Genomic DNA, 12,023 nt, shown 5'->3' on the forward strand with positions numbered 1-12,023 from the left:
TTTACAAGTGCCAGTCGACATCCGGCGCGCCCTGGTCGCGCAAAAGCTCATTAGCGCGCGAAAACGGCCGTGAGCCAAAGAATCCTCGGCGTGCAGAAAGAGGCGAAGGATGCGCCGAAGAGATAGTCGGCACGTCCGGCAAGAACTTCGCGCAGGCCTTGGCGTCATTGCCCCATAAGATGGCCACCATCGGCTGCCGGTTGAGCGCCCGGATTGCAGCCTCCGTGATGGCCTGCCAGCCGAGCTTACGATGCGAGCCCGCCTCACCCGGTGCCACCGTGAGCACGCGATTTAAAAGCATGACTCCCTGGGACTCCCAAGCGCGCAAGTCACCGTCTTCGCGCGGGGCAACGCCTACGTCCTCGCTTAACTCTTTGTAGATGTTGTGCAAGGAACGCGGCGGTTTAACCCCAGGTGCCGTGGCAAAAGACCGACCTACCGCATGTCCTGGCGTGGGATAAGGGTCCTGCCCCACGATGAGCACGCGCACTTCGGGCAAAGGCACGCGAAAGGCAGCAAAGACATTTTCGGCCGCTGGCAGGAATCCATCTTCCGGCAGCTGCTGCAATTGCTGCTCGATGGCAGGCAGGTGCTCTTCTAGTACCGGCGCCAAGACCGGCAACCACGAGCTATCGATTACCGAGGTATCAAAAAGTTGCGAGTACGGCGCAGTCATCATTTCCTCCCCTGAAAATTCCTCGCTGCTTTAAAAGCTCTGCCAGCCAGCGTCATACCTCGGCTTCTTACCATCCACGGTCAGCCCAGTGCCGCGGTTGACGGTGCCGATGACGCGGAACCCCGATGGCGCTTCCTTGTTGGTGGTAGCCACCAAGGTATGGTCCTCGCCGCCTGTGAGCACCCATTCCCATGGGTCAACGCCCAAGACCACACCGGCTTCAGTGAGCAAAGCGTCAGGAGCAATGGCGGTGGAGTGCAAGTCGATGTGCACGTTGGAGCGCTTTGCCACACCCGCGATATCTGGCACGAGGCCATCCGAGTTATCCGTCATGGCGGTAGCCCCCGTGGCGCGGGCGATTACGCCGCGGCCTGGTTTGAGCGAGGGATTGCAGTGGGCGTCGATAAGCGGCCATAGCTCCGAGAGCTCGGGCGGTAGGTCGCGCCCATATTCCTGCAGCAACGCAAGCCCCGCCGCGGAGTAACCAATCTTGCCGTGGCTGACCAGCTTCTGCCCCGCTCGTGCCCCACCCAGGGTCAATGGGGGTTGGCTTCCGCCCAACGTGCCAATTGCGGTGACGGTGATGACCAGCTGTGAACCGCGCGTGAGGTCACCGCCAACCAGCTCTGCGTTATAAAGGGCGCAACGCTGGGCGATGCCTTCCGCAATACCGCGCACGAAGGACACGTGGGTCTCCGTAGGCGCCGCAATCGCGAGCAACGCTGCAGTGGGACGCGCGCCCATCGCCTCGATATCGGCAAAGTTGCGCAGAATCGCTTTCTGGCCCACCTCCATCGGAGTGGACCAGTCACGGCGGAAATGCCTGCCCTCCACCATCATGTCGGTGCAAGCCACCGTGCGTGAGTTCGGCGGATCCGGGAACATGACGGCGGCGTCATCGCCGTTTAGCGCGCTGGGCGCCGCGGCTACGATTTCACCGATGACATGTTGCTCGCCTGCTTGCCCGAGGGTATGCGACAAATGCACGATGGCCTTTCTCAACGGGAGGTTAATGCTGACATTGCTTTACGCGTTAGGATGAACGCTTATGACCAACCAATTTAACCGCACCGCCGTATTTATCTCACTTGGACTATCCATTGCGATGGTATTCGCGGTTATTTTTGGCGCGAAGTTCTACTTCGAAAACACGGCCAAAGCACCAGTTGCGCTGTCCCCCATTCAATCAGACGACGCTAACTCCGCGGAGTGTAAGTCCGTCGTCGCGGCAGCGCCCGAGGAGTTCATGGGCCAGCCCCGAGCCGAAATCGCCGAGCCGGTTCCGGCAGGCGCCGCTGCGTGGGCAAAACTTTCCTCCGAGTCGGTCAGCTTGCGCTGCGGCGCCAACCTGCCTTATCAGTACACCGCCTACTCCCAGACCGAGGACATCGACGGCGATGCCTGGCTCAAGGTCAAAGACATGACCCCAGGCTCCAACCTCACCACGTGGTACAACACCGATCGCAGCCCTGTGGTAGCGGTGACCACCTTCAACGATGAGCGTCCCACCGGTTTGGATAAGACGCTCGAGCCGCTGCGCAAGGAGCACCACGAGCCGCGCCCTGCACCGCTTTCGCAGCTTGCCGACGGCCCGGACAAGATGTGTGCCCCTTTGGAAAAGGCACTGCCGGAGCACATCGCGGATGGCTACACCCGCCGCAGTGATGTCAAGGCAAAAAACACCTATGTCTGGAGCGCGGAAGGCCGAGAAGACATCGTGGTGCGCTGCGGCGTCGGCGAACCCGAAAACTACAAACCGGGTGTACAGCTCCAGCAAGTAAACGATGTGCCTTGGTTCGAAGACACCACCTTGGCCGAGGGAACTACCGGCGGAACCTGGTTCGCCCTAGGCCGCGCGAACGACTTAGCCTTGTTCGCGCCCCAAGACGTCGCTAACTCTGCGCTGGTGCGCATGAGCGATACTTTGGCCAAGCACACCCCTGGCCAATAGCGAGGATTATTTCGCGCGAGCGAGAGCGTTGTCTACCAAAGCGTCGAGAAGCGCTGCGTAATCGACGCCGGTGGCGGCAAATACCTGTGGATACATGGAGATCGGGGTAAAGCCCGGGAAGGTGTTGATCTCGTTGATGTAGAAAGCATCTTCGGTGATGAAAAAGTCCACGCGGCTAATGCCCTCGCAGCCCAGTGCGCGGAAAGCTGCGATGGCGGTCTCTCGCAAAGTCTTGGTTAGGTCTTCTGCAAGCGGGGCCGGAATCTGTGCACTCACGCCCTCATCGATGTACTTGGCATCGAAGCCATAGAAGCCTTCGTCGGCCTCCTCGATGCCATTGAGCTGTGCTGGAACCGAGGCAATGATGGAGCCATCCGCATACTCCAGTACACCGATTTCTACCTCAGCACCCACGATCTCGGGCTCGACGAGCACCTTGCCATCGCTTTCGAAGGCCACCTCGGCTGCGTGCGGGAAATCCGCCCAATCCCTGACCTTGGAAACGCCGATGGAAGAGCCACCACGTGCAGGTTTTACAAAGACCGGCAGCCCCAGTTCCTGTTTTTCTTCCTCGGTCAACTCGGTACGCTCCTTGAGCACCACCTCGGGCGCTACCGGCAGGCCCTCTGCCTTGAGCAGCTTCTTGGTAAATTCCTTGTCCATGCCGGCCGAAGAAGCCAGTACGCCGGTGCCCACATAAGGAATATCGGAAAGCTCAAACAGCCCCTGTACGGTGCCGTCTTCGCCATATGGTCCGTGCAGAACCGGGATGATGACATCGACTTCCGCATAGTGGTTGTGCTGAGTGACGTTGTGGAAACGGCCCTTGGTGGCTGGGTTTAGGGACAACGCCAATTCATCGCCCAAGGTCACCTCTGGCATAACGCCATCGATGATTTCTAGGCCTTCGGTGGTTCCCGGCGTCCACTGGCCTTCCTTAGTAATTCCGATAGGCACCACCTCGTACTTCGCAGGGTCAAGGTGATTCATGATCGCGCCTGCGGAAATACAAGAGACAGAATGCTCGGAACTACGACCGCCATATACAACGGCTACACGGATCTTTTCGCTCATAACGGCAAACTTTACCCTCGCACTATTCCGACTTCTTTGAACGCCCCATCAACGCGACGATCATGTCTTCGACGTCGACGCCGCGGTGGCAAACTCCGTAGACCGCTTGGGTAATAGGCATCTCGACGCCCACCTGCTGAGCCAGCCGGAAAATCGAATCCGAGGAGATAACGCCTTCTGCCACTTGGCCATTCGTCGCAGCCTTGGCTTCTTCCAACGTGCCGCCCTGGCCCAAGCGGTAGCCAAAGGTGCGGTTACGCGAGAGGGTCGAGCTACAGGTGGCCACGAGGTCACCCATGCCAGCAAGTCCAGAGAAAGTAAACGGGTCAGCACCCAAAGCCACGCCGAGGCGAGTGATCTCCGCAAGACCGCGGGTGATGATCGTGGCCAGAGTGTTATTGCCCAAGCCACGACCAGAGGCCATGCCGCAGGCGAGGGCGATGACGTTCTTGCAGGCACCACCAATCTCGGCACCAATGACATCGGTGTTGGTATATGGGCGCAGATACGGTGCGGCCGCAGCATGCTGGACAGCCTTTGCGCGCTCCTCATCGACGCACGCGATGACGGTGGCCGCCGGCTGCTCCTCCGCTACCTCTTTAGCCAGGTTCGGGCCGGAAAGTACTGCGATGCGCGATTCGTCGACACCAGTTGCATCAGCGATGACCTCGCTCATGCGCTTTAGAGTTGCTGCCTCCACGCCCTTCGAGATAGACACCAAGGTGGAATCAGAAGGCAGCAAGGGCGCCCACTTTTCCAAGTTGCTGCGCAAGGTCTGCGAGGGCACACCGAAAATCACGATGTCGGAACCGTCGAGCGCCGCTGCGGCATCCGACGTCGCGATAAGGCCCGAGGGCAGCTCGAGGCCCGGCAAGTAATCAGGGTTGATATGCGTCGTATTAATATCCTCAGCCAGCTTGGGGCGGCGCGCCCACAAGTGGACCTCGCTTCCCGCATCAGCGAAGACTTTCGCCAAGGTGGTTCCCCAAGAACCCGCGCCCATTACTGCAACCTTTTGCATTAGCTCTCCCCTTTGCGTATCTCGTGCAACATACCTAGATTAGCCCAACCGACCCGCACAAAAGACAAGCTTTTCAGCTTGCGGGCCAACTGGGGGTAAGTGAAATAATATTCAGCTAACCGAATGCGAAGAACCGGCGCGTGCGGATGCAAAGCGCGCCCAAAGAGCGCAAGATAGTTAAAAATAAGCTGCGCAGCCATCTGTTAAGGAGCGAAATGCCCAAGGCAAAAAACATGCATGAGACAGACAAAGACGCAAAGTCTGAGGTCTTCATCTCGGGCCGTCATCAGGAAATTCCTACCGATCCCGCCAAAGAATTCAAGCGCACGACCTTGGCAGCCGGCGCCGTGCTGTGGCGTGGCAATCCGCAGGATCCCGAGGTAGCGGTAATCCACCGCCCCCATTACGACGATTGGTCTTTGCCTAAGGGCAAGGTCGATCCAGGTGAGTCCCTGCCCACCACGGCGGCGCGCGAGATCCTGGAAGAGACTGGCTATGACGTCAAGCTTGGCAAGCTCATCGGCAAGGTCACCTATCCAGTCCAAGGCCGCACGAAGGTGGTCTACTACTGGTTGGCCCAGTATCTTAAAGGCAGCTTCGGAGACAATAGCGAAACCGATGAGCTGCGCTGGCTGCCCATCGATGAGGCCTGCGAGCTGCTTACCTATGACGTCGATACTGACGTTTTAACTAAGGCCAAGAAGCGCCTGCGCTTGGCTCCCACCACCCGCGTCCTCTATGTGCGCCATGCACGCGCCCATCAGCGTCGTAACTGGGAGGGTGACGATAATCTGCGCCCGTTGGATAAAAAGGGGCGTCGCCAAGCAGAAATGCTCGTTCCGATGCTTTCGCCCTACCACCCCACCGCCATTTACTCGGCGAGCCCACAGCGCTGCCAGCAAACCGCAGCGCCGCTTGCCGATGAACTCGGGCTCGACATTGCTGTCAACAAGGACTTCGGGGACGAGGGCTGGCAAAAGTCCCCCGCAGCTGCCGAGCAAGCCTTCCAACGGGTGGTGGCGAAGGGCGGCGTGCCGGTCATCGTCAGCCAAGGTGAAACCATCCCCGGCATTCTCGAAAGCCTAAAGCCACAGTTCCTCAAGACCGACTTCGAAGACCTTCGCTTCAAGAAGGGCTCGGTGTGGGTGCTCTCCTTCAACAACGGCGTGCTCACCGGCGCTGACTACCTCGCTAGCGCGCTGCCAGTTCGCTAGCAAAACGTATTGAACTCGGATCCTATTTTAGGAATCCGAGTTCTTTAGGTTTTCGCCGTTTTATACCCAACGGTGAACCGGGCGGCCAGTGGCTTGCCTGTAGAAAATCATCATCATGAATGCCTGGATGCCGAGGGCGAACGAGAGCCCGACGATTGGAATGCAGGCCAAGAGGCTAACGAGCAATCCGCCCACAATGAGGCACAGGAGAGACTGGCCAACGTTATTCTTGGTCAGATTGAAGGAGGTGCGGAAAGTTTCGCCGAGACTCATCTCTGGGTTATCCGCCTTGATATATGGAACGAAGGAGAGGAAGAAGCTGGCAAGCAAACCCGGAATGATAAGCAGGATAAGGCCCACATACACGATGATTTGGACCACGATGTAGTGACCCATTAAGCCAAAGGTATTTCCGCTTTTAAAGAAGTCTCCAAAGCTCGCGCGTTGGCCGTCCGTCTCTTTCGCGGCGGCTCTGTAGACGTTTGCTGTCATCCAAAAGCAATAGAACAACATGAAGACTACGCAGAAAACGCCCCCAATCGGTGCCAAAATATTTCCAGCTTCGGAAGGATCGGAAGTGCTCGGTGCTAGCCCCGCGACGATTGCTACTATTACCCCCGCGAGCAGAAACATGATGACAAAGTGCGCAAGCGGTGCCAAAATCCACGGTCCAGGATTGCGGAAGAAGCCCTTAAACCCCTGTCCGATGGCGTCGCCGGCATCTAACCTTGGCGGCGGCCCCTGCAACTGACCAGTCATCTGGTTGCCATTAGGGGCGTTGCCAGCACCGGCATAACCCGCGCCGCCCTGTGCGCCGTACTCGCCGTACTCGCCATATGGAGGCAGGCCCGGATTAGGCTGTCCGCCCTGAACAGGTTGGCCAGACTGCCCGAAGGGATTGTTCGGGTCGTTCTGGTTAGCGTTCGGGTAGTTACCGTTAGCGTTAAAACCGTTATTGTTTCCAAATTCTTGAGTCACGACTCACAGACTATTCTGACGCGTGCAAGGTTTCTAGAGAAACATCAGTCCTGTTACCGATTGTTAACGCAACAGGGGTAAGTGACTGGCAATTATCAAAAAGAAGCAACAGAAGGTTTAAAAGTTGGACGCCGGTCTTCGTAGTCTGTGATCGCGTCTTCGTTGCGCAGCGTCAGCCCTACGTCATCGAGTCCCTCCATGAGGCGCCAGCGCGTGTAGTCATCGATGTCGAAGGAATACCGGCTGCCGCCAACGCTTAAGCGTCGCGCCGCCAGGTCCACCGTTACCGAAGTCTCGTTTTGTTCCAGCTGCTTCCATATCAGCTCAATGTCTTCCTGCGCCATGATGCCGGTGAGTAGTCCCGCCTTGCCGGAGTTGCCGCGGAAGATATCCGCAAAGCGCGAGGAAAATACTGCCTTGAAACCGAAGTCCCGCAGCGCCCACACCGCATGCTCACGCGATGAACCGGTACCGAAGTCGGGACCGGCGAAAAGCACCGAGCCGTTGCAGAAAGGCTCACGGTTAAGCACGAAGTTTTCATCCGCGCGCCAATTTGAAAAAAGTCCCTCGGCAAAGCCCGTGCGCTTGACGGACTTTAGGTAGCGGGCCGGAATAATTTGATCAGTATCGACATTGGAAGCACGCAGCGGCACGCCGATGCCGGTATGGGTAGAAAATTTTTCCATGGTGGTTGCCTTCTTTGCCAAATAGGGTTTGATATTGGTACCGAATCTAGAAACGGGTGGATTGGCCTAGCTAAGGTCTGCTGGGCTGGCCAGATGCCCTAAGACCGCAGTCGCCGCGGCCACGGCGGGAGAAACCAGGTGAGTTCGCCCGCCTGGGCCCTGCCGGCCTTCGAAGTTGCGATTTGAGGTCGAAGCTGAACGCTCCCCCGGCTTTAGCTGATCCGGATTCATGCCCAGGCACATGGAGCAGCCCGCCGTACGCCACTGCGCGCCAAAGTCCTTGAAAATCGTGTCGAGGCCTTCTTTTTCAGCTTGGGCCTTGACCAAGGCAGAGGAAGGCACCACGAGCATGTTTGTCTCGGGATGGATGCGTTTTCCTTTAACCACCGCGGCGGCCGCGCGCAAATCCTCGATTCGCGCATTCGTGCACGAGCCCAAGAAGACGGTGTCGATCTTGATGTCTCGCAGCGGCGTGCCGGGCTCAAGATCCATATAGGCCAGAGCCTTTTGCGCTGCGGCCTTAAGGTTCTCATCACCAATATCCTCTGGGTCTGGCACATTTGCGCTCAATGGCAAGCCTTGGCCCGGGTTGGTGCCCCAGGTGACAAATGGGGACAGCTCGGAAGCATCGATTTCCACGACCGCATCAAAATGCGCGCCCTCATCGGTAGGAAGGGTCTTCCAATAGGCCACGGCGGCTTCCCAGTCCTTGCCCTTTGGGGCAAACTCGCGGTCACGCACATACTCAAAAGTGGTCTCGTCCGGAGCGACCATTCCCGCACGCGCGCCCGCCTCGATAGACATATTGCAGATGGTCATCCGCGCTTCCATCGACATGTTGCGAATCGCCTCGCCGCGATACTCAATGATGTAGCCTTGGCCGCCGCCGGTACCAATCTTGGCAATGATGGCCAAAATCAGGTCCTTCGCGCTCACGCCTTCCGGCAGGTCGCCGTTTACCTCTACAGCCATGGTTTTGAATGGCTTTAAAGAAAGCGTCTGCGTTGCCATAACGTGCTCAACCTCGGAGGTACCGATGCCCATGGCGACGGATCCAAAAGCACCGTGCGTCGAGGTATGCGAGTCGCCACAGACGATGGTCATACCCGGCTGCGTAATTCCAAGTTGCGGGCCCACGGTGTGGACGATTCCCTGCTGCTCCTCGCCCATCGAATGCAGCCGCACCCCAAACTCTTCGCAATTTTCTCGGAGGGTCTTGACCTGTGTACGTGAGACCTCGTCCTTAATCTCCAGCAGATTTCCCGTGGCAATCCTGCGGGTTGGAACGTTATGGTCCTCCGTTGCCAGGTGCAGCTCTGGGTGGCGAAGAGGACGGCCAGACAAACGCAGCCCATCGAAGGCCTGCGGGCTGGTAACTTCATGGAGGAGTTGAAAGTCGATATAGATGAGATCTGGTGCGCCATCGCTTCCCTTTTGGACTGCGTGATCACGCCAGACTTTCTCAGCCAAAGTCAGTTTTTCCGACATATTCACCACTCCGCTTGAAATCTCATGAATTGGAACGTAAATTTCATTATATGGGAGAATATAGCGAAATATCCGGAATCAAGGTTTTAGATCGCGCCGTCGCCATCATGATGGCAGCCGCCAACCGTCCGTCCAACCTCAACGAGCTCTGTGAAACCACCGGCCTACCTAGGGCAACCACGCACCGCCTCGCCACCGCGCTAGAGGCTCACCGCATCTTGACCCGTACCCCGGATGGCAAATGGGGCGCCGGGCCCGCGCTCCCCGGCAATCGGGATCATCTCATCGAAGCAGCCGGACCCATCATGGACAAGCTGCTCGCAGACACTGGCGAATCCGTGCAGCTCTATCAGCTCTCGGGCAGTTCTCGTACCTGCATTGCCACCCGTGAGCCCGAGTCCGGCCTGCACAACGTGGTTCCCGTGGGCCGCCAACTCCCCCTTACTTCCGGCTCGGCCGCCCGCATCTTCGCCGCCTTCGAAGATATCGATATCGAAAACGCAACCTTCAGTGTCGAGGACGTCGAAAGGGCCCGCAGCAATGGCTACTCCGAATCCATCGAAGAGCGCGAAGCAGGTCTTGCCTCCATCTCTGCACCAGTCTTCGACCCGTCCGGCACACTCGTCGCGGTAATTTCCGTGTCCGGTTCCGCCGAGCGTTTCCGCCCTTCCCCCTCCGAGAAGTACGCCCCGCTGCTTGCCGACGCCGCGCAGAAACTCACTGCCCGCCTATAAGACATGAATCTATAAAACTTCGAATAAGCCGCCACCTCAGAAAAGGTGACGGCTTATTTCTTTTAAAGGGCAGGCTTTCTACCTCAGCCGCTTACAAAACCCGGTTGCCTAGATAATGATTCCGTAGTTATTTGCAATGCCGCGGATCGCATCGATACCAAAGCCCTCACTACTGGTGGTTGCCAGCCCTTCAGCTTGGTCACCCACCTTGCGGAGCTCAACGCCCGGCACCTCTACGATGTTGCGCGGCGGTGCGATGTTAGGGCGGCGCGGCACGAAGCCTTGGTGCGGCAGGCCAGCCAATTCATTGGCATAAGGCATGCGCGCATAGTTTGCAAAGGAGGCCTGCTTGCCGTTGCGGCTGACCACGGTTCCGCCCTGGTAGATGCCAACGACGCCCGAACGGCCCGGCATGAACACGCCGGAGCCGCTGTCGCCGTTTACCTTGGGCAGGTTCGTGGCGTAGTGCATGCCGTCGAAATCCTTCGGGCCGTCGATTGCCTGCGCGCAATCATTGCCGCTGAGACGACCGGTTACACAGACCTGCTCGCCGGCACGTGGAACCGGATTGATGCCGTCGCCACTGAGCGGGTTACCTTCGCTGTGGGTGCCGGCCGCAAACTGCACATAGGCCAAGTCATGTTCTGCTGCACCGGAAGGTTTAAACCACCGCAGGGTACCCAGGTGCTGGCCATACTCGTTGTAGACCTGCTGCCCCGAAAGGCCACAGTGCGCGGAGGTCCAAGCACGCGAACCTTCCACATATCCCACGGTGCAAGCAGTGCCTTCGGCGGTAAGAATTACCTGTCCTTGCTTCACGCCAACCCCCGGATTGGCATGGGCCACGGCCTGGCCGCCCAGCAGGGCAAGCGTTGCGCCGGCAACGGCAGCAAACCCCTTCATTAGTCGCATAGATCCCTTCCTCCCTTGCGTCACTTCCTTAACATAGCGTGCCGAGAGCGTTTTTCATACCTCGCCCACACCCCGCGCGTCACTAAAGAAAAAGTTTTGAAAAACTTCGGCCGCGTTATTGAAATCGAAATGAAAACACTGTTTAATGGAAACAGATTGAAAACGCGGAGCAACCGCACGACCCACAAGGAGTAGTAACCATGGCACACACCATCCACGAAGACCACGCACACACCCACGGCGAGGGCTGCGGCCACGTCGCATTCCCACACGGCGACCACACCGACTACCTGCACGATGGCCACATCCACCGTGAGCACGAAGGCCACTGGGACGAGTGCGAGACCGCTGAACATCACGAGCATGCGGACCACGACCACCAGCACGGTGAGGGCTGCGGCCACGTTGCGGTTCCCCACGGCGACCATGTTGACTACCTGCACGATGGCCACCGCCACGCCGCCCACGAAGGCCACTGGGATGACCACTAATCGGTAGCGAACTATAACCGTTACCTCAACCGTCACCTCTTTCTTAGAGGTGACGGTTTTAATCTTTTCGAACATACGCCACACGATCCGCGTTAGGCTTAGGGCATGTTTGCTTCACGACGCCTTCCGCTAACGCTCGCCACCATCGCACTCGCCGGCGGGTTTACTGCGGCTTGCAGCCCCGCCCCGAGCGATCACCCCTCCCCGGCTGAGCCGAGCTTCAACAACAGCTTTGAAGAGTTAAAGGCCCTTCAGCAAACCAACGGCGCTTCCGTCCCCGATGCCCCGCAGCCCACGCTGGACCCCAACGCACCACAAACAGTGGCGCAGCAGGCAACCCCGCAAGGTGGTGGCCAGGAAGACGCCAACAACCACGTCACCGACCAAGACGCACGCCAGAATCTCATCGACTCCCTCGGCGTACAGGCAGGAGACGCTCCAGGAACGAAGGTGACGGTTAACGGCACTCCATCCGAGATGTGCATGATGGGTGACGGTTACCACATCAACTTCCTCATGGCGGGCCCCAACACCAGCTGCGACTTTGCCAAGGAAACCACCAGCGCGCTTATCAATGCCACCCCAAGCCCTGCAGAGGACCTGCGGGGGTATATCCCCGGCTCCTTAAACGTTGCTAGCCCAGTAACCGGCAAGACTTACCAGATGAGCTGTAACGTGGCCGAAAACGCGCTGATCACTTGCAAGGGCGGCAACAACGCCACGGTTTTCATCGTCTAGGGCGTTAAGCCAAAAGCGCCAGCGATCGGTAGGGATATGCGACAGAAAGTGTGTCTGTGC

General features: G+C 58.3%; 13 protein-coding genes. 5 read left to right on the plus strand and 8 right to left on the minus strand.

Annotated elements, in window-relative coordinates:
• Position 1: 1 nt before the first annotated feature.
• Both HMPREF2888_RS00655 and HMPREF2888_RS00660 read right to left on the minus strand, forming a co-directional pair.
• Positions 2–676, minus strand: coding sequence for a uracil-DNA glycosylase (locus HMPREF2888_RS00655; RefSeq protein ID WP_061922586.1), 675 nt, complete (start codon positions 674–676; stop codon positions 2–4).
• A 30-nt stretch (positions 677–706) separates the two neighbouring features.
• Entirely contained in the window at positions 707–1,663 is a 957-nt protein-coding gene (locus tag HMPREF2888_RS00660; RefSeq protein ID WP_235591036.1) for a thiamine-phosphate kinase, read from the minus strand.
• A gap of 61 nt (positions 1,664–1,724) precedes the next feature.
• Here HMPREF2888_RS00660 and HMPREF2888_RS00665 point away from each other — a divergent pair, with 61 nt between their 5' ends.
• A complete protein-coding gene (locus HMPREF2888_RS00665) occupies positions 1,725–2,627 on the plus strand; it encodes a DUF3515 domain-containing protein (protein WP_061922216.1) in 903 nt (300 codons plus the stop codon).
• A gap of 6 nt (positions 2,628–2,633) precedes the next feature.
• Here the strand turns inward: HMPREF2888_RS00665 and HMPREF2888_RS00670 are convergent, their stop codons facing one another.
• On the minus strand, positions 2,634–3,701 hold the full coding sequence (locus HMPREF2888_RS00670) for a D-alanine--D-alanine ligase family protein (protein WP_061922214.1): 1,068 nt from the start codon (positions 3,699–3,701) through the stop codon (positions 2,634–2,636).
• Between the two features lie 22 nt (positions 3,702–3,723).
• On the minus strand, positions 3,724–4,722 hold the full coding sequence (locus HMPREF2888_RS00675) for an NAD(P)H-dependent glycerol-3-phosphate dehydrogenase (RefSeq protein WP_061922212.1): 999 nt from the start codon (positions 4,720–4,722) through the stop codon (positions 3,724–3,726).
• 215 nt (positions 4,723–4,937) lie between these two features.
• Between HMPREF2888_RS00675 and HMPREF2888_RS00680 the strand changes: the two genes are divergently transcribed.
• Positions 4,938–5,936 carry a bifunctional NUDIX hydrolase/histidine phosphatase family protein gene (locus HMPREF2888_RS00680; RefSeq protein ID WP_061922209.1) on the plus strand — a complete coding sequence of 333 codons (999 nt, stop codon included), beginning with the start codon at positions 4,938–4,940 and terminating at the stop codon, positions 5,934–5,936.
• A 60-nt stretch (positions 5,937–5,996) separates the two neighbouring features.
• Here HMPREF2888_RS00680 and HMPREF2888_RS00685 read toward each other — a convergent pair whose 3' ends face one another.
• From HMPREF2888_RS00685 to leuC, 3 genes are all read right to left on the minus strand, one after another.
• Complete coding sequence (locus tag HMPREF2888_RS00685; protein ID WP_061922206.1) at positions 5,997–6,914, minus strand: hypothetical protein; 918 nt, start codon at positions 6,912–6,914, stop codon at positions 5,997–5,999.
• Positions 6,915–7,009: 95 nt separating this feature from the next.
• Positions 7,010–7,600, minus strand: coding sequence for a 3-isopropylmalate dehydratase small subunit (leuD, locus tag HMPREF2888_RS00690; protein ID WP_061922203.1), 591 nt, complete (start codon positions 7,598–7,600; stop codon positions 7,010–7,012).
• Positions 7,601–7,666: 66 nt separating this feature from the next.
• Positions 7,667–9,088, minus strand: coding sequence for a 3-isopropylmalate dehydratase large subunit (gene leuC, locus HMPREF2888_RS00695; RefSeq protein WP_061922200.1), 1,422 nt, complete (start codon positions 9,086–9,088; stop codon positions 7,667–7,669).
• Positions 9,089–9,138: 50 nt separating this feature from the next.
• On the opposite strand from leuC, the gene HMPREF2888_RS00700 reads away from it, so the two are divergent.
• Complete coding sequence (locus HMPREF2888_RS00700; RefSeq protein ID WP_061922197.1) at positions 9,139–9,822, plus strand: IclR family transcriptional regulator; 684 nt, start codon at positions 9,139–9,141, stop codon at positions 9,820–9,822.
• Between the two features lie 108 nt (positions 9,823–9,930).
• Here HMPREF2888_RS00700 and HMPREF2888_RS00705 read toward each other — a convergent pair whose 3' ends face one another.
• Positions 9,931–10,734, minus strand: coding sequence for a hypothetical protein (locus tag HMPREF2888_RS00705; protein ID WP_061922194.1), 804 nt, complete (start codon positions 10,732–10,734; stop codon positions 9,931–9,933).
• Positions 10,735–10,934: 200 nt separating this feature from the next.
• On the opposite strand from HMPREF2888_RS00705, the gene HMPREF2888_RS00710 reads away from it, so the two are divergent.
• Complete coding sequence (locus tag HMPREF2888_RS00710) at positions 10,935–11,225, plus strand: hypothetical protein (protein WP_061922191.1); 291 nt, start codon at positions 10,935–10,937, stop codon at positions 11,223–11,225.
• Positions 11,226–11,330: 105 nt separating this feature from the next.
• Positions 11,331–11,963: a hypothetical protein gene (locus tag HMPREF2888_RS00715; protein WP_061922188.1), complete on the plus strand. Its 633-nt coding sequence runs from the start codon at positions 11,331–11,333 to the stop codon at positions 11,961–11,963.
• Positions 11,964–12,023 lie beyond the last annotated feature (60 nt).

Source organism: Corynebacterium sp. HMSC077D03 (assembly GCF_001808545.1).
Lineage (GTDB): Bacteria > Actinomycetota > Actinomycetes > Mycobacteriales > Mycobacteriaceae > Corynebacterium > Corynebacterium simulans.